Origin of the sequence: Micromonospora sp. NPDC092111 (assembly GCF_044755745.1) — a bacterium.
Taxonomy (GTDB): domain Bacteria; phylum Actinomycetota; class Actinomycetes; order Mycobacteriales; family Micromonosporaceae; genus Micromonospora.
This window is the reverse complement of record NZ_JBIVRQ010000001.1, coordinates 1,109,469-1,128,929: the sequence shown is the minus strand read 5'-3', so window position 1 is coordinate 1,128,929 and position 19,461 is coordinate 1,109,469. Positions and strand designations below refer to the sequence as shown.

19 protein-coding genes and 1 pseudogene are annotated in these 19,461 nt (G+C 71.5%); 10 read left to right on the top strand and 10 right to left on the bottom strand.

What is annotated here, in order from left to right; all coding sequences use genetic code 11:
• Positions 1–95 precede the first annotated feature (95 nt).
• Positions 96–2,507, top strand: coding sequence for a hypothetical protein (locus ACIQG9_RS04725; RefSeq protein ID WP_400398432.1), 2,412 nt, complete (start codon positions 96–98; stop codon positions 2,505–2,507).
• Here ACIQG9_RS04725 and ACIQG9_RS04720 read toward each other — a convergent pair.
• On the bottom strand, positions 2,504–3,001 hold the full coding sequence (locus ACIQG9_RS04720) for a hypothetical protein (protein WP_400398431.1): 498 nt from the start codon (positions 2,999–3,001) through the stop codon (positions 2,504–2,506). The genes ACIQG9_RS04725 and ACIQG9_RS04720 overlap by 4 nt on opposite strands.
• A 257-nt stretch (positions 3,002–3,258) precedes the next feature.
• The gene (locus tag ACIQG9_RS04715) at positions 3,259–4,572 is read right to left on the bottom strand and encodes an AAA family ATPase (protein ID WP_400398429.1); all 1,314 of its coding nucleotides are present in this window, start codon (positions 4,570–4,572) and stop codon (positions 3,259–3,261) included.
• 343 nt (positions 4,573–4,915) lie between these two features.
• On the opposite strand from ACIQG9_RS04715, the gene ACIQG9_RS04710 reads away from it, so the two are divergent.
• Positions 4,916–5,098 (top strand): DarT ssDNA thymidine ADP-ribosyltransferase family protein, encoded by a 183-nt coding sequence (locus tag ACIQG9_RS04710; protein ID WP_400398428.1) that lies wholly within the window; start codon positions 4,916–4,918, stop codon positions 5,096–5,098.
• Here ACIQG9_RS04710 and ACIQG9_RS04705 read toward each other — a convergent pair.
• From ACIQG9_RS04705 to ACIQG9_RS04690, 4 genes and pseudogenes are all read right to left on the bottom strand, one after another.
• Positions 5,095–5,196 (bottom strand): annotated as a pseudogene (locus ACIQG9_RS04705) (hypothetical protein); the annotation flags it as partial. The gene ACIQG9_RS04710 and the pseudogene ACIQG9_RS04705 overlap by 4 nt on opposite strands.
• Positions 5,196–6,143, bottom strand: coding sequence for an FAD-binding oxidoreductase (locus ACIQG9_RS04700; RefSeq protein ID WP_400398426.1), 948 nt, complete (start codon positions 6,141–6,143; stop codon positions 5,196–5,198). The gene ACIQG9_RS04700 and the pseudogene ACIQG9_RS04705, both read right to left, overlap by 1 nt.
• On the bottom strand, positions 6,140–6,424 hold the full coding sequence (locus ACIQG9_RS04695) for a hypothetical protein (RefSeq protein ID WP_400398425.1): 285 nt from the start codon (positions 6,422–6,424) through the stop codon (positions 6,140–6,142). The genes ACIQG9_RS04700 and ACIQG9_RS04695 overlap by 4 nt, the downstream gene beginning before the upstream one ends.
• Complete coding sequence (locus tag ACIQG9_RS04690; RefSeq protein ID WP_400398423.1) at positions 6,421–6,630, bottom strand: hypothetical protein; 210 nt, start codon at positions 6,628–6,630, stop codon at positions 6,421–6,423. Before ACIQG9_RS04690 ends, ACIQG9_RS04695 begins: the two co-directional genes overlap by 4 nt.
• A gap of 280 nt (positions 6,631–6,910) precedes the next feature.
• On the opposite strand from ACIQG9_RS04690, the gene ACIQG9_RS04685 reads away from it, so the two are divergent.
• The 8 genes from ACIQG9_RS04685 to ACIQG9_RS04650 all read left to right on the top strand — a co-directional run bounded on the left by ACIQG9_RS04685 (position 6,911) and on the right by ACIQG9_RS04650 (position 15,051).
• Entirely contained in the window at positions 6,911–7,330 is a 420-nt protein-coding gene (locus tag ACIQG9_RS04685; RefSeq protein WP_400398421.1) for a hypothetical protein, read from the top strand.
• Positions 7,327–8,820 carry a hypothetical protein gene (locus ACIQG9_RS04680; RefSeq protein ID WP_400398420.1) on the top strand — a complete coding sequence of 498 codons (1,494 nt, stop codon included), beginning with the start codon at positions 7,327–7,329 and terminating at the stop codon, positions 8,818–8,820. The genes ACIQG9_RS04685 and ACIQG9_RS04680 overlap by 4 nt, the downstream gene beginning before the upstream one ends.
• Positions 8,817–9,365, top strand: coding sequence for a GNAT family N-acetyltransferase (locus ACIQG9_RS04675; protein ID WP_400398418.1), 549 nt, complete (start codon positions 8,817–8,819; stop codon positions 9,363–9,365). Before ACIQG9_RS04680 ends, ACIQG9_RS04675 begins: the two co-directional genes overlap by 4 nt.
• Positions 9,366–9,536: 171 nt before the next feature.
• The gene (locus ACIQG9_RS04670; protein ID WP_400398416.1) at positions 9,537–9,713 is read left to right on the top strand and encodes an isochorismatase family protein; all 177 of its coding nucleotides are present in this window, start codon (positions 9,537–9,539) and stop codon (positions 9,711–9,713) included.
• Positions 9,641–10,066, top strand: coding sequence for an isochorismatase family protein (locus ACIQG9_RS04665; RefSeq protein WP_400398796.1), 426 nt, complete (start codon positions 9,641–9,643; stop codon positions 10,064–10,066). Before ACIQG9_RS04670 ends, ACIQG9_RS04665 begins: the two co-directional genes overlap by 73 nt.
• 406 nt (positions 10,067–10,472) lie before the next feature.
• Positions 10,473–11,372, top strand: coding sequence for a phosphotransferase (locus ACIQG9_RS04660; protein WP_400398795.1), 900 nt, complete (start codon positions 10,473–10,475; stop codon positions 11,370–11,372).
• A gap of 155 nt (positions 11,373–11,527) precedes the next feature.
• Complete coding sequence (locus tag ACIQG9_RS04655; RefSeq protein ID WP_400398415.1) at positions 11,528–14,593, top strand: DUF3427 domain-containing protein; 3,066 nt, start codon at positions 11,528–11,530, stop codon at positions 14,591–14,593.
• Positions 14,594–14,682: 89 nt separating this feature from the next.
• Positions 14,683–15,051, top strand: coding sequence for a VOC family protein (locus ACIQG9_RS04650; protein WP_400398414.1), 369 nt, complete (start codon positions 14,683–14,685; stop codon positions 15,049–15,051).
• Between the two features lie 3 nt (positions 15,052–15,054).
• On the opposite strand, the gene ACIQG9_RS04645 is transcribed toward ACIQG9_RS04650, so the two are convergent.
• The 4 genes from ACIQG9_RS04645 to ACIQG9_RS04630 form a co-directional block, all read right to left on the bottom strand.
• On the bottom strand, positions 15,055–16,215 hold the full coding sequence (locus ACIQG9_RS04645; protein WP_400398412.1) for a phosphotransferase family protein: 1,161 nt from the start codon (positions 16,213–16,215) through the stop codon (positions 15,055–15,057).
• A gap of 202 nt (positions 16,216–16,417) precedes the next feature.
• The gene (locus tag ACIQG9_RS04640) at positions 16,418–17,518 is read right to left on the bottom strand and encodes a hypothetical protein (protein WP_400398410.1); all 1,101 of its coding nucleotides are present in this window, start codon (positions 17,516–17,518) and stop codon (positions 16,418–16,420) included.
• 163 nt (positions 17,519–17,681) lie between these two features.
• Positions 17,682–18,461 (bottom strand): hypothetical protein, encoded by a 780-nt coding sequence (locus tag ACIQG9_RS04635; protein ID WP_400398409.1) that lies wholly within the window; start codon positions 18,459–18,461, stop codon positions 17,682–17,684.
• A gap of 156 nt (positions 18,462–18,617) precedes the next feature.
• Positions 18,618–19,376 carry a MerR family transcriptional regulator gene (locus ACIQG9_RS04630; RefSeq protein WP_400398407.1) on the bottom strand — a complete coding sequence of 253 codons (759 nt, stop codon included), beginning with the start codon at positions 19,374–19,376 and terminating at the stop codon, positions 18,618–18,620.
• Positions 19,377–19,461 lie beyond the last annotated feature (85 nt).

The following is a 19,461-nucleotide window of genomic DNA, read 5'->3' as shown; positions in this document are numbered from 1 at the left end:
GTCCCGACGCCGGCCTCGCAGGGCATGTGCAGGACAGCAAGGTAACGGCCGCGCTCGATGAGTGGGCCAGGAAACGCGGTAGCAGGGCCGGGAAAGTGTCGAACGCCCGTCGCGCGGCGGGACACACGGAGGCGTTCCTGTTCACCGTCGCCATCACCACCCCCGACGAGCTGCAACGCGATCGCAGCCGCAAACTGCTCGTCAAGGTCCTGCCGGCGGCGCCGGACACCGACGAGGTCGCGCGCCACCGGTTGGCCCGGAAGGCTTCCCCCGGCTTCGCCGACCGTCACCTGGTCGAGTCGCACCACGGCTGCCACCCGGTGAGCGACGGCCGCTGGTTGACTTTCCAGGACGTCGCCAACGGCGGCGACCGGGTGAAGGAGTTGGGCGAACTCACCGGCAACGCCCTCGTCCAGTCCTTCGGGAAGGTGGTGGCGGCCCTCCTACAGGATTGGAACGGCCGGGGCGAGGCCCAGCGTGACGGGCTGCCGACGAGCCCCACCACGGTCGCCGACTACCTCCGGCGCGAACTGGCGGTGACCGGCGCGTTGCCGGAGGCCCGCGTCCGGGCGGAGCGGCTGGGCGTGGCCGACCTCGACGCGGACTGGCTGGACGTCGACGGGACGGTGTTGCCGAACCCGCTGCGGATGACCAGCGGTGACGCTCCTCTCGGCTCCGCCCCGCTGGACCACGTCCACGGCTTTTCCCACGGCGACCTGCACGGCGGCAACATTCTCGTCGCCGCCGTCGGTGACGGTGTCGACCCCAGCCAATTCTGGCTGGTCGACCTGGGCGCCTACGAGGACCGGGCGCCGCTGACGCGCGACCCGGTGTTCCTGCTCCTCACCACGCTACTGCGGTGGGTGGCGCCGACGCCGGGCAAGGACGGGTCGTCGCGGGACCCGCTGCCGAGCGACCAGGCCGAGGCGCTGCTGCGCCTGCTGGTCGCACCCGAAGGCCCGCCGTCGGAGTCGCTGCCCCCGGAACTCACCGAGCTGATCAGGATCGCCCACGAGGCGGGCATGGCGTACGCCGGGGCCGGCAACTGGAAGCTGGAGTGGCGGGTCCAGCAGCTACTCTCGCTGGTCGGCCAAGCCATCGTCTGCACCACCTTCGACAACCTCGGTGACGCCGGCCACCGGTGGTGCCTCCGGTTGGCTGCCCACGCGGCGGAGGCGTGCCGCAAGGAACTGCTTCCCACGTGCACACCCACCCCGTCCGACGCGGTCGCGGCGCTGCCCGCGCCCCCGATGTCACCCGCACCGGCCGGCGCGAGGCACTTCCCCACCGACGAGGAGGTGTCGCCGTGGTGCGGGGTGTGGCCCGCCCACCCGGTGGTCGTGTCCGGGTATTCGCATGCGCCGGAGCCGACCGTCGTGCCGGCCCGGCCGGGCCGGCACCGGGTGTCGGCACTCGCGCCCCGATCCGGGCCGTCGCTGCCCGGGTTCCGACACGACCCGGTGGCGGCCACCGGTCCGGCCACGGGCCGACGGGTGTCCACCATCACCGCGCACCCGCCGGACAGCGCGCTGCGCCAACCCACCCCGGGCTGGTCGGGGCGGATCCCGCATCCTCGGCGGGGGATGACCACCCGCCCGTTCCCTCCGCCCGTCCAGGACGGCACGCCGCGCAGGGGACGGCTCGCCCGGCTCGCCGTCGCGGTCCTCTGCTCCTGCCTGGCGTCCCTGGCCCTGCCCGGTAGCACGGCTGAGCGCGAACCGCAGGGGTGGACTTTTCCCCCGGGCCCGAGGGAGCCGGCTGAGGAGTCGAGTGGCGGTACGCCGCAGGAGGCGTCACCGGTCGGCAACGCCGGTCCGCTGGTGAAGCTCCAGCAGCTCGCGGAGGTCGTCGAGGAGCTACCGGAGCCGACGGCCAACGGCAGGTACACGTTCACCTGCCTGCACGTGTGGTCGCCGAGGGACCTGGAGCCGCACTCCGACGACCTGGGCCGCTACCAGGAGGAGCGGTTGTGGTGGACCGCCCAGCGGTCCGGCCGCCGGACCGTGGTCAACGTCGACGGACGCCGCTCGGGCAGGCCGACCGTCACCGACTACGCCGCGAACGAGCTTATGGACGTCCCGCCGAGCCCGCCGGACGACCCGGCCGGGCTGCGGGCGTACTTCGTCGAGTTGCGCGGCGAGGGGCCGCCCGAACTGCACAACGCCGCCGGCCTCCTGCAACTGGTCGGGCAGCTCCACCGGTACCGCCCGCTCGGCCCGCGCCAGCGCGCCGCCCTACTCCGCCTGCTCGCCGAAACGCCCGGGATCACCTACCGGGGCAGGTACCCCGACCGGGCGGAACGGTTCGGACACGTGATCAGCGCCGACGACGGCGAGGGACGCCGGGAGGCCCTGACCTTCGACGAGAAGAGCGGCAGACTGCTCAGCCACGAGACGACCGGAGCGGGCGACTCGGCACTCAGCTACTACCTGTTCCTCGCCGGCACCAGGACGGCCACGACGACGGGCGGGCGGTGCGCCGACCCCCGGGGAGCCGGTGGTTCCTAACAGAACCGCCCGACGTAGTTGGCCCAGTTCCGGTAGGGCGCGGCGTCGGATCGGATCCGGTTGCCGGCGCCGATGCTGAACAGCGCGGTGTCGTAGTAGTAGAAGGTGACCGAGCCGCTGCCCATGTTGTAGTGGGCCGACTCGACCCGGAACTGCCACTGCCAGGTCGCCAGGTTCTGTCGGCCGCAGGTGGAGAGCTTGCCCCGGGGGTAGCCGAAGCTGGGTCGCTCGTAGAAGCAGTACCACCCCATCGGGCAGTCCGCGACGGCGTAGTCGCGCTCGGGTGCCCGCAGGGTGACGACGAGGGCACCACCGCCGTAGCTGATCTCGTTGTCGTTGACCGCGAGGCCGCCGGGATGCGTGGCGAGGTAGGCCGCCACCTCCGCCCGGGGCGCGACGACGCCGGCCACTGCCGGACCGGGGGTTGCGGGGATCGTCAGGAGCCCGCCGAGCGCGGCGGCGAGCCCGATACGGAAGGAGTGGGACAAGACCATTCGGCACCTCGCGGTGTTAGCGCGCAGAACGGAAGGCGGCAACCCCGGCGCGGCCACCGGAGCGGCGACAAGAAATAGATAAACTTCTCCGCCACGACCAGGATAGGAAATGTTTCTTCCTGATCACCAGGCTCGGAGGCTCGTCATTCCTGTCGCCAAACCGACCAGTTCGGGCCGGATCTTCAGGCTGCAATCAGATGGAAGTTCCATACGGCGGCAATTGAACCCGATCAAAGCTTCCGACTCCTGAGCGCAATTCACCGCGCGCCGAGATGCGTTAGCATGGTGTGGTTGGCGGCCCAGCCGTCCGGGAACTTCACCGGCACGTCCAGGTGCACCGACTCCGTCGACGGGTGGGCGTCCAGCAGTTCACCGATGCCGGCGCGGGCCACCACGAGGCAGGCGTGCCGGTGTCGGGAGGTCAGCACGCACAACCGGCCCGACTCCAGGTGGAAGTTCGTCGCGTCCCGTCGGCCGGAGAGCGGGTGCAGCACGATCGTCAGGTCGTACTCACGGCCCTGGAGGCGGTTGGCGGTGTCCACGGTGATGCCCGCCCCGGCCTCGCCGAGGTGGGCGCGGATCGCGGCGACCTGGTCGCGGTGCGCGGCGCCCACGGCGATCCGGTCGGCGGTGACCGGCGTCCCGGCCGGCGCGTGCTCGGAGACGGCGACCGCTCCCCGGTCCAGCACCCGCAGGGCGAGGGCGGCGCACGCCGAGGCGGCCTCCGCGTCGGTACGCAGGGTGTGCCGGGCCGGCAGTTCGTGCAGCGCCCAGCCGGTGGCGGCGGCCAACTCCACCGCCGCGTCGAGCGCGTCGCCCGGCCCGGGTCCGGTGAGCGTCAACGCCCGGTCGGCCGGGCCGGTGCCGGCCCGGAAACCGGTGAACGGGTAGAACGCCGCCGCGACCACCGACGCCGCCGACGCCGGCAGCCGCCAGGACACCGGCAGGCGGTGCACCGGCAGCTCCGGGTTGTGGCGCAGCAGCACCGCCACCGCCGCCTGCATCGGATCCCAGGTCAGGCCGGTCCACCGTACGGTCTCGACGGTGGAGAACGGGTCGAGCTGCCCGGGATCACCCACGAACAGCGCCCGCTCGAACCTGCCGGCCACCCGCAGCAGGGCGTCCGAGCGCATCTGGTACGCCTCGTCCACGATCGCCCATGGCCAGCAACCCTCGGTGACCGTGGCCCACTTCGCGGCCGTACCGATGATGACGGCCGGACCACCCAGGTCGGCGACCTTCGCGGCGACCCGGACCGTGTGGTGGCCCCGGACCCGCTCGGACGGTTGGTAGTCGGTCGCCGACAGCCGGCCGATACGCAGCTCGGGGGCCTTCCGGGCGAGCCGGTCGACAAGGTCGTCCACCTGCTCGTTGGTCTGCGCGACGATGATCAGCGGCTCACCGGCGGCGGCCAGCTCGACGGCGGCGCGGACGACGAGAGTCGACTTGCCGGCCCCGGGCGGGGAGTCGACCACCACGCCACGGTGGTCCCCGGAGCGCAGGTCGGCCAGGACAGCCGTGACGACCCGTTCCGCCTCGACGGCGGGCGGCACCTCCAGCCCGAGCATCATCGACGTCACCTCCCACGATCGCCAGGCACCCTACCGCTTCCTGTTCAGGATCTGACAATGGAAAACCCCTTATCCGGGATAAAGCGTTCAACTCACCGCCGACAGAGCGGCGACCGACCGTTGCGCAGGGTGTCCGACCGATCGCGCGGTGGCTATGGTGTCGACTCCACCATCCCTCGCTACACATAGGACCGATGTGGGCATCCTCAACGAGATGCAGCGGGCACCAGCGACAGGTACGCGCCCAGAAGCAGGCTCACGCCGCCGCACAGTGGCACCTCCACCAATCCGGCGAGCATGCCGGAGGAAATCCGGGATCGACCCAGGCGATCTGGACTGAGGCATGGTCCGGCAGCGTCCACCCGAACGAGCGTTGATCATGCACTTCACCCACGTCGACAACCTGCCCGCGATCCTGACCGCCGGACGGCTCGTCGCGGACAGCGTCGTGGGCGCAAGGCTGGTGACCGACGTGGGCTCGGCGGCGAGCCGGTGCAGCAGGGCGTCGACCTCGTCGGTCCGGTAGCCACGCCGGTGGCGGGGCGCGAGGGGCACCGCCACCGCGCGGACCTGTTCGGGGGTGAGCGGGCCGGCCAGGGCGTGCGCGCTGCGGTAGACCCCCATCACCAGGCCACCGGACCGGGCAGGTGGAGACGATCCTCGGGCACCCCCGCGACGGTCAGCCAGCGGCGGGCGGCGTCGACCATGGCGGGCGGGCCACAGGCGTACACCTGATGGTGGGGCTGATGGTGGCGGACGGCGAGGGTGATCGCGTCGCCCTGCTCGGCGGGTTCGGCGTGCGGGTCGTGGGAGAACGTGGGCACGATGGTCAGCCAGTCGTGGGCGCACTGGAGCTTGTCGAGGGCGATCGCGTCGTACAACTCGACGAAGGTGCGGGCGCCGACGACCAGGGTGACCCGGCGGCCGGCGGGGGCGGCGGCGACCTGTTCGACCAGGGCACGCAGCGGGGCCAGCCCGGTGCCGCCGGCCGCCAGCAGCAGGTCGCCGTCGCGCAGGTGCAGGCCGGTGTCGCGGGGCGGGCCGAGCCACAGCAACTCGCCAGGGCGTACCTGGTGGACGAGGCTGCGAGAGACGGTGCCGGCGGCGACGGCACGGACGTGCAGCTCGACGGTGCCGTCGGGGCGCGGGTTGTTGGCCGGGGAGTACCAGCGCCAGTGGCCGGGGTGGCGCGGCGTGTTGACGGGTACCGCCTGGCCGGGGCGGTACGGCAGCCGCCGCCAGGGACGTACCGTCAGGATGGCGACGCTGTCGCAGGGGCGGTCGTGGGCGACCACCTCGGCGGGCCGCCAGGGCGCGCCGTCGCCGGCCCGCGCCGCCGCCTGCCGGATCACCTCCGTCGGGATGTCGACCCCGGCCAGCTCGCCGATCGGTGCGGCGTGCGGCAGCAGGTCGTACCGGCGGTAGGCGTGGCCCAGCACGGTCAGCAGCGCGGCCCGCGCCGCCGGCTCCGCGTCGACGGCGAGCTGGCGCAGCGCGGCGAGCAGCAGCGGGGCGTCGGGGGCGGAGAGCCGGCCCGGAAGCGCCACCCGCAGGTCGTCGGCGTCGCTCACGGCCCCACCGCCCGGCGCACCTGGGCGATCCGCTCGTCGGACAGGTCGCCCGCCCAGCACACCCCGACCAGGTAGTCGCCGACCCGCCGACGCTGCGCCTCCGACAGGCCGAGCCCACCCCAGGCGTCCGTCGGCTCACCGACGAGCGCGGCGGTCAAGCTCGCCGTGAGGTGCGCGGTGAGCCGATCCAGATCAACCCCGACGAGGTACGGGGACAGCTCCGCATCCGCCACCACCAGCCGCAGCCACCGGCGCACGATCTCCTCCGACGTCACGCTCATCCGGCCTGCCCCGTCCGGCCGGCCGCCGCCAGGGTGGCCACACCCCAGCGAGCCAGCCGGCACGGGTACGGGACCCGCTCGCTGCGGCACAGGAACCCCGCCGGCCAGGATTCGGGTACGTGGGTACGGACGGCCCTGACCGCGTAGGCCAGGTCCTCGTCGGTGACCGGAATGGAGACGGGAAAGTCTGCTACGGCGATACTCATGGTGTCTGCGCCCCTGGACGTCGCGGAGGGTGGAGTGGGGCCGGGGCGGGCGGGGACGGGTCTGCGTCGTTCGGGTCGACGCAGCCCGGGAACCCCGCACCCGCCCCGGGCCATGGGGTCGACAATCGCCGCTGACCAGGGGTTCCGTTATGTGGCGGTGATCGTGCGTGGCATGCACCCCGCGCATCCGTTCGACTACTCACGCCCGACAATCGGGGATGGGTGACACTGCTGGCATGGACGATCAACGGGTGCTGAGCCGCACCCGCCCGCCGACGCGATGCTGGTCATCCCGGTCACCTTCAACACGGTGAACAAGTGGGCGGTGGGGGCGAGCGACACCCTTGCGCTGGGGATCCTCAACGAGGCGGTCGGCAGCGGGCTGCCGATCCACGTCTTTCCCCGGGTGAAGGCGACGCTCGCCGCCCACCCCGCCTACGCCGGACACGTCCGGCTGCTTCAGGAGGCGGGCGTTGTCTTCCACGACGGCGACCTCCTCCGCCCCCCGGCGACGAGATGGCGGCCGACCGATGGGCGGTCGTGGTCGACACCCTCCGGCGGGCAGGCCATCCGGCCGGCGGGACATGAGCGGGAGCGTCCTCGATATGCGCGCTACGTATACCGATCCTCGACAGAGCGAGTTGAATGGTTACGCTCGACTTCGGACGCAAGCGCCCGCGAATGGCGAGGTTGCCGGTGACACACGCGAACTGCCCACGGTGCGGCGGGCGCCTCGCCCGCGACAACGGCACCGGACGCTGCGCGCCCTGCCAGGCCGCCGAGCGGGACCGGCTCGGCGCACCACCGGTGGTGCCAGCTTCCTTCTGGGAGCACGATCCGGTACGGCAGGCGCTTGCCGAACGGCATCTCGGACGGGTGATCCGGGCATACCGCTGCCACCCGTACCACGGGCGGCACCCGCTCCCGCAGGCGGTGGTGGCGGGATGGCTGGGAATCACGCAGGCGCAGTTGAGCCGAGTGGAGAACGGGCCGCCGCTGGTGCACCTGGACCGGCTTACATACTGGGCGCAACTCCTACGAATACCTGCCGAGCACCTGTGGTTCGAGCTGCCCGGCCGCAGACGCCTAGCCAGTCGTAGCGGTATCGCCAGCGAATCAAGCAGGATCGGCAGCGAGGTAGCTGCTGCGGCCGGAGCACCCGTCACGGCAGGCACCGGGGGTGGCACCACGGACCGACGACGGTTCAACACACTGGCCGCGCTCGCGGGGATCGGCGCGACCGGCTACCTCGGCCTGCTGTCGACGCAGTCGGACGCTCCCAGGAGCATTGAGTTGGAGCATGTGCACTTCGCCAGTTCGTTGGTCGAGGAGTTGCGACGGGTCGATGCGGCGGTCGGTGCCGACTCTCTATGCGACGTAGCCATGCAGGTACACGCCCGGATGTCCCTCTGGGCGGCGAAGGCTACCTACAGCAGGCAGGTGGGCAACGCCCTCCAAAGCGCACTGGCAGACCTCTCCGTCGAGGCCGCCTGGCTCGCAATAGACGCCGATCGGCGGCCGGAGGCAAGGCCCTACCTCAACGAAGCCATCACCCGCGCCCGAATGGCTGACGACCAGCAGGCCGAGGTGGGCGCCCTGGCCTGCCTTTCCATGTTGCTGATCCGGGACGACCGACCGAGCGAGTCGTTACACTGCTCGGACGCCGCTTTTCGGGCATCCATCGGTTGGGCCACGCCTCGATTGACTACCCTGCTACACCTGCGCACTGCCCGCGCCTATGCCGCACTACGGGATGGGAGTGGTTTCAACCGCGAGCTGACCAAGGCCAAGCACGCCTTCGAGCGCGGAACCGATGAAGACGACCTTCCGTTCCTTCAGTTCGTCACTGCTCAGGAATTGAATGGCATCGCGGGCCTGTCCTACCTTGCTCTGAACAGGCCCGATTGTGCCATCGAGTCGTTTCGAGCAATCACGACGAGCCCATCCCCTGTCTTCCGGCGCAACCAGACTTACTACACGGTCCAACTCGCTGACGCCATGTACCGCCAAGGAGATGTCAACGGAGCTGCCCAACACGGCCAGGACGCACTGCTCGCGGTGAGCCAGATGAGTTCGGGACGAGTGAACCGACTGCTGGCACAGGTTCGGAGGAACGTCGGGCAACATCGGCAGGCGACTTCGGTGACCCGCGAGTTCATGGACGCATACGATCAGACGGTGAGGCTATGACTGCAGTCGCACAGCTAGACCATTACGATGCCGGCCAGGCGCAACGAATCGTCGATGAGCTTGTAGCCCTCTACCTAAAGGTCTACCCCGGCGGCAGTGAATTCCACAGTGAAGACCGCTACCGCCGACAACTCGCGGGACACATGCAGTCTTCCGGGTGGGATCTGGTCACGGCGACGGTCAAAGGCGAGCTGGTGGGATACACCTACGGATTCCCGTTGTCTGCGCAGACGCGATGGTGGGGTGGCATCAAGCAACCCGCCCCGGCCGGTTTCACGGAGGAGGACGGGACGCGCACCTTCGCGCTAAGCGAGCTTCTTGTACATCCGGCCTGGCAGCATCGGGGCGTCGGTAGGGCGCTGCACTACGAACTCCTGAGCAACCGGGCCGAGGAGCGTTCGACTCTGCTCGCTGAGCCGGACAATGTCGCCGCTCAGGCGGCTTACCGTTCATGGGGCTGGCAAAAGGTCGCCAAGCTCCAGCCGAGTTGGAGCGGTGCTCCCCTATACGACGTCCTAACTCGACCCGGCAATCGTGGGAGATGACAGGCGGAACGGCGATCGCCCGGGAGGCCGATGCCATGTCATCGGCCGTGATCGAAGCAGCCCACTGCCCTCACTCGTCCGTGACCCTTGGCATCGCTCCCGGCCCGGCTGAACAGATGCTGACGCTGGTCGGCGCGGCCACACCACAGGATTGATTGGCGACCTCAGCACATGATCGAGACGCGGGCCGCCCTGATCGTCATCGACATGCAGAACGGCTTCATCAACGACCGGAGCCGGCGCGTCATCCCCAAGGTGGTCGAACTGGTCGACCGCTGGGAGGCGACCGGACGGCCGGTGGTCTTCACCCGCTACCACAACTATGCCGGGAGCCCTTCGAGCGGCTGATCCACTGGTCCGCCCTACAGGGTCCACCTCAGACAGAGATCGTGCCGGAGTTGTCCCTGCACGCAGGTCGGGCGCAACGAGTCATCGACAAGAGGATCTACTCGTACTTCTCACCAGAGGGGACAGCGCTGGTGGAGCGCGAGGGTTGGACGGATCTGGTCTTCTGCGGAATCGCCACGGAAAGCTGTGTGCTGAAATCGGCCGTGGACGCCTTTGAGCAAAACTTCAACCCCTGGCTGGTCGTGGATGCGTGTGGCAGCCATGGCGGCGAAGCCGCCCACGACGCAGGCCTGCTGGTAGCACGCCGGTTCATCGGCGCTGGACAGTTGGTTACCGTCGAGGATGTGGTCTGAGTAGTCCTACACGCGGATGATACTGCGGGCATGAAAGGTTGACCGAAACAATGCATCTCGTGGTCTGCGCCGCTCCGCCGGCGGAACGCATCGGCGAATTCGTCGGACTCCCCCGCGTGGAGGCGACGCTTGCCGCCCACCCCGCCGACGCCGGACGCCTCCGGCGGCACCAGGCGGCGGGAGTCGTCTTCCACGATGCCCACTTCCCCGCCCCGACGACGAGATGGCGGCGGAACGATGGCCGGCAGTGGTCGACGTCCTCCGCCGGGCAAGTCGATCGCCTCCGAGATCGGCTGCGGGCTGAGCCGGTGACTGGGTCAGCGTTGCATGAGGTGACCGAGTTCGAGCGCCGCCCAGCCGCTCATTCGTGGACAACAGCGTGAGTGGCCGTTTCTCTGCGGAAGCGATGACCGAAGCCATGCGGGCAGTCGCCACGGGTTTGGGGCTCCCCGTCCAGGACGCTCAGTTGTTGCAGTTGACCAACAATGCCGTTTTCGCCCTCCCCCGGGCGGGGATCGTCATCCGGATCGCACGCACCCATAACCTCCGCGATCGGGTAACGAAGGTTATTGGTCTTGCGCACTGGTTCGCCGAGATCGACGCGCCGACGATCCGCTTGGCACCGAACGTCGATCGGCAGGTCGTGGTCGGTGGCATGTCCGCTTCCGTATGGCGATACGTTCCGCCACAGCCGCCCGCACCAACGGTCGAAGACCTCGGCCTGGTGCTACGCGAGCTGCACACTCTCGCCCTTCCCCGCTTCCCGCTTCCCGTGTGGGATCCGGTGGGCGACGCACGTCGACGGTTGGCTGACGCAGAGGGGCTTGATAGTCGCGACCGTGACTTCCTGATCGAGTGGTGCGACCGCCTCGACGCTCCGATCACCGCGCTCAACGGGACCACCGACCGGAAGCTCATCCATGGGGATGCCCACGTCGGCAACCTGCTTCGCGAGCCATCGGGCCGGGCCGTGATGTGTGACTTCGACGCCACGTGCCTCGGCCCGTGGCAGGTTGATCTGGTAGCGGTCGCGGTGGGCGAGGCCCGGTTCGGAAGCTCAGGGTTACACCGCGCTCTGGCCGATGCTTACGGCTTCGACGTCACCGCAGACCCGTGCTGGCCTATTCTCCGCGATGCCCGCGAACTAAAGATGATTGCCGCTGCGGTACCACTCTTGGCCACCTCGGCGCACGTGGCCGCCGAGTTCGCCAAGCGTCTCCAATCGGTGCGGGATCACGACCATGACCTACGCTGGACACCATTCGTCGATCTCACCAGGCCAGGCAGGGACACAGGCATGGCCTAACCGACGCTCAGCTCGATGGGGATTCGACCGAGCGGCACAAGAGACAGACACTTCCCGATCGCACTGGCGGTTCAGAGTTCCCAGGGAATGTGGCGTTGGGCCGCACCAGCACAGGCAGGTCTGTGACAGCCGGCCGAGGCAGCTAACTTACCTGGGTGACGGATTACGAGCGGGGCATCTACGAGCACCTGATCACTCGCCAGCTCGCCACCCATCTCCATCACCTCGACCCGGCCCACGTCCAGCACCACCCCCTGGACCCCGCCGACTCCCACCACCCGCTGACCCGGCACGTTGCCGGCCTGGTCAGCCGTGCCCTGCAAGCCGTCCCCAACGGCGACGACAAGCTCCGCCGTCAGGTCGACCTGACCAACCGCATCGCCGAGGCCATCGCCACCCTCAGCCCTGCCGCGACCGACCACCACGACCACGTCGCCGACGCCAGGAACCTGCTGCACGCCATCGCCGCCCCACCGACACCCCCTGCCGCACCACCGGCCTTCCCGCAGCGCCCCACCACCCCGCTCTCCACCGGCGCGCTGCTGGTCAACGGCAGGCACCAGCCGCGCATCGGCCACGAGGTCACCCACGAGATGGCCTCGGCGCAGCGCGTCGACCTGCTCTGTGCGTTCATCAAGTGGCACGGCCTGCGCATCGTCGAACCGGCCATCCGCGAGCTGATCCAGCGCGGCGGTCGGCTCCGGGTCATCACCACCACCTACCTGGGCGCGACCGACCAACGCGCCCTGGACCGTCTCGCCGAGTTGGGTGCCGACATCAAGGTCTCCTACGAGACCAGGACGACCCGCCTACACGCCAAGGCGTGGCTGTTCGGCCGCGCCACCGGCACCACCACCGCGTACGTCGGCTCGTCCAACCTGTCGCGGACGGCGCTGGTCGACGGGGTGGAGTGGAACGTCCGGATCTCGAACATCGAGCAGCCGCACGTGATCGACACGTTCACCGCCACTTTCGAGGACTACTGGAACGACCCGGCGTTCGAGGACTACGACCCCGGCAGGGACGCCGACCGGCTCCGGCAGGCGCTCAGCGGGGAGCGCCCCACCGACGCACCGACGCGGATCGCGAACCTGGATGTGCGGCCGTACCCGTACCAGGCGGAGATCCTGGCCGACCTGGACGCGGAGCGGCAGGTGCACGGGCGGCACCGCAACCTGGTGGTGATGGCGACCGGCACCGGCAAGACGATCGTCGCCGCCCTGGACTACCGGCGGCTGCGCCGCGCCGGGCAGGTCGACTCGCTGCTCTTCGTCGCCCATCAGGAGCAGATCCTCCGGCAGAGCATGTCGACGTTCCGGCAGGTGATGGGGGACGGCAGCTTCGGCGAGACGCTGGTGGGCGGCCAGGTGCCGAAGGACTGGACGCACGTCTTCGCCTCCATCCAGTCGCTACACCGCCGGGAAATCGACCCCGAGGCGTACGACATGGTGATCGTCGACGAGTTCCATCACGCGGAAGCGCCAACGTACGCCCGGCTGTTGGAGCGGCTTCGGCCACGCGTACTGCTCGGGCTGACGGCGACCCCCGACCGGGCCGACGGCGGCGACGTGCGGCGGTGGTTCGACGGACGCGCGGCCGTGGAGCTGCATCTGTGGGAGGCGCTGGAGCGGCAACTGCTGGCACCGTTCCAGTACTTCGGGGCGCACGACGACGTGGACCTGTCGCACCTGCGGTGGAAGCGCGGGCAGGGGTACGACCCGGCGGAGTTGGACGGCGTCTACACCGGCAACGACGCGCGGGCCCGGATGGTGCTGAAGGCTGCCCAGGACACCGTCGACGTGGGGCGGATGCGGGCGCTCGGGTTCTGCGTGAGCATCGGGCACGCCGAGTTCATGGCCGCCTGGTTCACCCGGCACGGCGTACCGTCGGCGGCGGTGACCTCGCGGGCGGACCGCGCGGCACGGGACGCGCTGCTGCGGGAGTTCAAGGCCGGGAAGCTGCGGGTGCTGTTCACCGTCGACCTGTTCAACGAGGGTGTCGACCTGCCGATGGTCGACACGATCCTGATGCTGCGGCCCACCGAGAGCGCCACCATCTTCCTCCAGCAGCTCGGTCGTGGGCTGCGCCTGGACGACGACAAGCCCTGCCTGACGGTGCTCGACTTCATCGGCGGGCAGCACGCGAACTTCCGCTTCGACCTGCGGTGGCGGGCGCTGACCGGGGTCAGCCGCCGGGCCATCACGGCGGCGGTCGAGCAGGACTTTCCGTCGCTGCCCAGCGGCTGCCACGTCCAGTTGGACCGGGTCGCCAAGGACATCGTGCTCGGCAACCTGCGCGCGGCCCTGCCGACCTCGAAGAAGGGCCTGGTCGCGGAGCTACGGCAGCTCGGGGACGTCGACCTCGCCGGGTTCCTGCGGGAGACCGGCCTTGAGGTGGAGGACGTGTACCGATCGGCTTCGGTCGGCGGATGGACCGGGCTGCGGCGGCTCGCCGGCCTGGACACCTCGACCGCCGGTGCGGACGACCGGGAGCTGGGCCGGGCCATCGGACGGATGCTGCACCTGGACGACGTCGACCGGCTCGACCTGCTGGCCCGGGTCGCCGCCGGTGACCCACCGCCGGACGGGCGGCTGTGGCACCTGCTGCACTTCGACCTGTGGGGGCCGAACGCCCCGCTGACCTCGCAGGGCGAGCGGCTGGCGCGGCTGTGGGCGGAGCCGGCGCGCTGCGTAGAACTGCGCCAGCTCACCGAGGTGCTGCGGGACCGCATCCACCGGGTCACCGCACCCGTCGGCGCACTGCGGGTACACGCCCGGTACAGCCGCAACGAGGCGTGCGCGGCGTTCGGGATGGCCAACCCCGGGTCGCTGCGGGAAGGGGTGAAGTGGCTGGAATCCGAACAGGCGGACCTCTTCTTCGTCACCCTGGTCAAGTCGGCGCAGCACTACTCTCCCACCACCATGTACGCCGACCGGGCCATCACCGAGCGGCTGTTCCAGTGGGAGTCGCAGAGCACCACGTCGGCGGTGTCGGCGACCGGGCGGCGGTACGTGCACCACGCGGAGCGGGGGTCGACGGTGCACCTGTTCGTGCGCGAGACCCGGGTGCCGGACCGGGACCTGGGCGCACCCGCCTACCTGTACGCGGGGCCGATGACGTACCGGAAGCACAGCGGGGACCGGCCGATGCGGATCGTCTGGGAGCTGACCCACCCACTGCCTGCCGACATGTACGCCGCCGCCCGGACCATCGCCGCATGACGGCTCGGCCGTGCCGGAGCCGGTGGACGAACCAGAGTGTCGTAGTCCGGTTCTAGCCTGATCCGGCAACCACATCGAGGGAGACCGCCGTGCTCGACCACCTGGGCATCCAGGCCCGTGACATCCCCGCCAGCCTCGCCTTCTACGACGCCGTCCTCGCCCCGCTGGGCGCCCGCCGGATGATGGAGTTCGGCGACGTGGTCGGCTACGGCACCGAGCGGCCCGACTTCTGGCTCAGCCCGGTGACGAAACCCGGTGAGGGCCACGAGGCGCACATCGCCTTCACCGCCCGCGACCGGGCCGCCGTCCGGGCGTTCCACGACGCCGCGGTGGCCGCCGGGGCGGAGGTGCTGCACGCCCCGAGGGTCTGGCCGGAATACCACCCGACCTACTTCGGCGCGTTCGTCCGCGACCCGGACGGCAACAACGTCGAGGCGGTCTGCCACGCGCCGGAGTGACGGTCAGTCTGCCTCGGCTGCCGCCCGCGCCAGGCAGTCCGGCACGTCGTCGGCGTGGTAGACCCGTTCGCTCGGCTCGATGCCGGCGAGGAACGTCGCGTACACCGCCGCCATCCGCAGCCAGGCCACCGGCCGAAGCAGCGCCACGGCCCGCTCCGGCCGGCAGCCGGGCACGCTGGCCCGCCAGCGCGCGCACCAGGCGGCCAGCAGGGCGGAGGTTGGCTCGGCGGGTAGCCGCTCGGTCAGCCGGAGGATGTCGAAGGCCGGGTGCCCGACGAAGGAGTCTCCCCAGTCGATGATGGTCCGCCGCTGCCCGTCGCCGCGTACGTTGCCGGGGTGCAGGTCCCCGTGCACGAGGGTGTCCGGCAGCCCGCAGCGGGCCACCTCGTCGAGTCGGTCGTCCAGGCCGGCGAGCTGGCCGTCGGCGGCGTGCGGGGCGAGCGCCGACCGGGTCCACCGGGCCAGGGCGGCACCGCGCAGGTCCGGCACCCCGGCGGCGACGAGCTGGTCGGTGGCGCGCACCGCGCGTACCTGGAGGGGGTGGTGGTCGGCGGCGGTCGCGTCGCGTTCGGCGGTGTCGGCGCCGTAGCGGTCCTCCCCCGGCACGTGGTCGAGCAGCATCCGCCCGTCGCCGTCGTCGGCGAGCAGCGTCGGGGTGGCCGGTTCGTCGCGCAACTGCCGCAGCACCGCCGCCTCGTGCCGGAAGAACGCCGGTACCTGCTTGAGCCAGGCGGTGCCGTGTGGCCCGTCGAGCCGCCAGATCGCCGACAGGTTCCAGGTGCGCTGCTGCGTCACCTCCGTCGCCGGCCGGCCGAGCCGGTCGAGCTGCCCGGTGGCCCAGGCCAGGCTCGCCGCCGGCCCGCCCGGCTCCGCGTAGGGCGCGCGCAGCGGATGCGCCGCCAGGCCCGCCACCTCCACCGGCCGCAGCGGTACGCCCACCGGGCCGGCCGCCTCCGCCAGGTAGCTGACCTGGCCGCCGGGCGGCGTGCTGCCCTGCCCGGCGAGCAACCGCAGCACGGTCACCTCGACGCCGTGTGCCTGCCGTGCCCCGGCGACGACCGCTGCGGCGTCCTGCCACCAGGGCACCGGCACGTCGAAGGCCGGCAGCGTGCCCAGTGGCCGGCCGGCGCAGTCGACCAGGACCAGGGTCACGGTGCGGGACATGCCCCGGACGGTAGCCGCGGCCCACGAGGCGGGCGAGCGCATTACCGCCCGGGGCCCCGCGCCGGTGATCGACACGGTTTCGGCGAGGTGGCGGTTTCGGGCTGGTCCTGATACCGCCACTTCGCCGAACCCGTGTCGATCACCCGGCCCGATCGCCCGGCCCGGCCGACCGCCCGGCCGGCCGGCCGGTCAGGCTGGCTGGTCAGGAGTGGACGGTGCGGCGCACGCCGTCGTGCCCGGCGCAGGCCGTCGCCCGGCCGCCGGTCAGGCTCACCGCCCCGTCCGCGCACTGCACCAGGTAGCCACGCCCGGCCCAGAACTGCGGCACGCAGTCGAACCAGTCGCAGACCCGGTGATCGGGCTTGCGGATCCGCTCGCCCCCGCAGTAGTCGTACCCCAGCGGGTTGGCGGGTGCCCCGCAGCGCCGTTCCCGCACCACCGACGGCGAGGGGGACGGCCGGCGCGGCGACGGCGACGGCTTCGCGGTGCGCGACGGCGCGGCGGCGGGGGTGGCGGCCACCGCCACCTCCGGGGTGACCGGCGGGTCGGATTCGAGCAGCACCGCCGGCACGGCCAGGGTCAGCGCGGCGACCACGGCGACGGTGCGCCGGCCGCCGGGGATCCGGCCGCTGATCCGGGCCTGCCCGGGGGTGGCGATGGCCGGCCGGAACGGCGCGGCCTCGGCGTGCTCGGCGATCAGGTCGTCGAGTTGGGCGACCACCACGGCCCGCTGTTCGATGGCGTCGGCGAAGGCCAGGGTGAGGACGAACCGGAACTCGGCCGCCGCCGCCTGCGGCAGCAGCAGGCCGGAGGTCTGCCGCCGGTCGAGGACGCCGATCAGCGTCACCGGGGCCGCCGGGTCGTGGGACAGGCCGGTCATCTTCCCGTACGCCCAGTCGCGCCGGCCGCGCCCGCCGACCAGCACCAGCCGGCGGTTGGTGACCACCGCGATGCCGGCGTCGGTGACCCGGACCCCGTCGGGGAGCCGGTGGCGCAGCGGCGGCAGGTCCGGTTCGACCACCAGGTCGGGGGCGGGCAGCACCCCCGTGTGTCGCACCTCGACCAGTTGGGTGCCGGGCATCGTCCAGAGGACGGCCTCACCGGGGCTGAGCGCCAACGGCAGGCCGCCGCCCGCCGCCGCCGATCCCCTGAGGCTGACGGCGAGGCCACGGAGTCGCCGCAGTTCGTCGTCGCGGCGTCGCCATGCCCGCTCGGCGTCGCGGTACGACCGTCGCCGCCGCTCGTTCTGCCGCCGTGCCCAGGTGTAACGCCAGGTGGTACCCGTCGAATCAGTCATCGCCACGCCGATCCCTCCGCCGCGCGAGCCACCAACCGGGGTGTCGTACGGCTTAACAGGGGAATGGGCGTGGCGGAACCGGCAATGCGCGTGTTTCACCCGATCGGTGGATGAAACGGCGGTGACCCGTCGACCCGTGGCGGCCCCGGCCTGGTGGCGGTCCCGCCGGTCAGACGCCCGGGATGTTGCCCGGCGGGTCCTCGCCGATCAGCTCCGCCGCCGGCTTCTCCGCCGACACCGGCAGACCGAAGTCCGCGTACGTCAGGTCGAGCGCCGCCGTGCGGCCCTGCTCGGCCGCCACCTCCAGCCGGTAGCGGACCAGCCGGCCCTGCCCGTCCAGTTCGGCGGTGAACGGCACGGCGGCGGCCCGGTCGCCGAGCACCCCGTCGACGCCCTTGCCCAGCACGTCGGCACGGCCCCGCAGGTCGAGGGTGCCGGCGTAGGCCCGCTCCCCGGTGCGCCGGGACGTGCCCGACGCGCTCAACGTGCTGGCCACCCGGGTCATGTCCAGACCGGCGGTCGCGGCGGTGGACGCCTTGCCGGCGGTGCCGATGTGCCACCAGGTCCGGCCGTCCCAGACCGGCACCCGGCGGTCCGGGGCGGTCACCTTCACGTAGACGTCGGCCCCGGTGGTGAGCCGTTCGATGGTCACCTTGCCGTTCGCCACCGCCAGCGAGGTGGTCTCCAGCCCCCGACGGCCCTTCGGGTCCCAGACCAGGGTGGTGCCGTCGCCGGCCGCGCCGTCGTTGACGGTCAGCCGGTAGGACTGCTCGTCGACCTTCCGCGCGGCGGCGGCCAGGACGACGGCCGGCTCGGCGTCGGCGGCCGGCCCGGTGGCGGTGCCGTCGGCGGCCGGGGTCGGCTGGTCACCGGCGTCCGACGTGCAGCCGCCCACGGCCAGCAGCGCGGCGAGGGCGACGCCGGCGGCAGCCAGCTTCGGGTGCTTCACGGACGTCTCCCCGGTACGGTGCGCCCGCCGGCAAGCCGATCGACGCTGATGACAGAGCGTCCGGCCAGCCTAGCCCCACCGCCCGCCGGTCACCTCCGCTGGATGGGTGCCGCCTGCCCACCCCGGCGGGCCGGCGGCGGCACCCTCGGCTCCCGCTCAGGCCCGGCTGATCGCGTTGGCGTGGATCGCCTCGGCCAGGTACGCCGCCATTCCCAGCGCGATCGCCTCGTAGTACGCGGTGAACCGGGGGTCGGCCAGGTACATGTCGGCCAGCCCGGTGTGGATCTCGTACGAGCAGTCGTAGAACCAGCGGACGATGAGCTGCCGGTGCTCCTCGGCCAGCGCCATCGCCGCCGTCGAGTCCGCCGACGCCCCGGCCGCCAGCACCGCCACGAACCGCCGGTTCCAGTCCTCCTGCTCCGCCCTGATCCGCAGCCAGTCGTCCTTCGAGTGGCCGGCCGCCCGCCGGTGCGACTCCCGGTACGCCTCGCTGCCGCCCCACCGGCGCTCCGCCTCCTCCGCGTGCGCGTCCGGGTCGAAGTCGCCGAACACCTCGAACCGCTCCTCCGGGGTCAATCTGATCTCCATCCGTCTCGCCTCCATCGCGAGTTCGATCGCCGCGACCATCTCCTGGAGCTTCCCGATCCGCCCGGTCAGCAGTTCGTGCTGCCGGCGCAGGTGCGCCGCCGGGTCGGCGGCCGGGTCGTCGAGGATCGCCGCGATCTCCTCCAGCGGGAACCCCAGCTCCCGGTAGTAGCGGATGTGCTGCAACCGCTCCAGGTCCGCGTCGTCGTAGCGGCGGTAGCCGGCCGCCGTCCGCCCGCCGGGCGAGAGCAGCCCGATCTCGTCGTAGTGGTGCAGCGTGCGGACCGTCACCCGGGCCGCCCGCGCCACCTGACCCACCGTGTACGCCATGGTTCCCTCCCTTCCGGAACCAACGTTCCCGCCTCCCGCCGCGTGAGGGTCAACCCGGAATTCCCCGGGACGGCGGGACCGCCGG

Bases quoted from the DNA above. Each gene is read 5' to 3' on its own strand.
- ACIQG9_RS04720 (WP_400398431.1), bottom strand. From the start codon at position 3,001: ATGGTCTTGTCCCACTCCTTCCGTATCGGGCTCGCCGCCGCGCTCGGC.
- ACIQG9_RS04715 (WP_400398429.1), bottom strand. From the start codon at position 4,572: ATGATGCTCGGGCTGGAGGTGCCGCCCGCCGTCGAGGCGGAACGGGTC.
- ACIQG9_RS04710 (WP_400398428.1), top strand. From the start codon at position 4,916: ATGGTCCGGCAGCGTCCACCCGAACGAGCGTTGATCATGCACTTCACC.
- ACIQG9_RS04695 (WP_400398425.1), bottom strand. From the start codon at position 6,424: ATGAGCGTGACGTCGGAGGAGATCGTGCGCCGGTGGCTGCGGCTGGTG.
- ACIQG9_RS04690 (WP_400398423.1), bottom strand. From the start codon at position 6,630: ATGAGTATCGCCGTAGCAGACTTTCCCGTCTCCATTCCGGTCACCGAC.
- ACIQG9_RS04685 (WP_400398421.1), top strand. From the start codon at position 6,911: ATGCTGGTCATCCCGGTCACCTTCAACACGGTGAACAAGTGGGCGGTG.
- ACIQG9_RS04675 (WP_400398418.1), top strand. From the start codon at position 8,817: ATGACTGCAGTCGCACAGCTAGACCATTACGATGCCGGCCAGGCGCAA.
- ACIQG9_RS04670 (WP_400398416.1), top strand. From the start codon at position 9,537: ATGATCGAGACGCGGGCCGCCCTGATCGTCATCGACATGCAGAACGGC.
- ACIQG9_RS04660 (WP_400398795.1), top strand. From the start codon at position 10,473: ATGACCGAAGCCATGCGGGCAGTCGCCACGGGTTTGGGGCTCCCCGTC.
- ACIQG9_RS04645 (WP_400398412.1), bottom strand. From the start codon at position 16,215: ATGTCCCGCACCGTGACCCTGGTCCTGGTCGACTGCGCCGGCCGGCCA.
- ACIQG9_RS04630 (WP_400398407.1), bottom strand. From the start codon at position 19,376: ATGGCGTACACGGTGGGTCAGGTGGCGCGGGCGGCCCGGGTGACGGTC.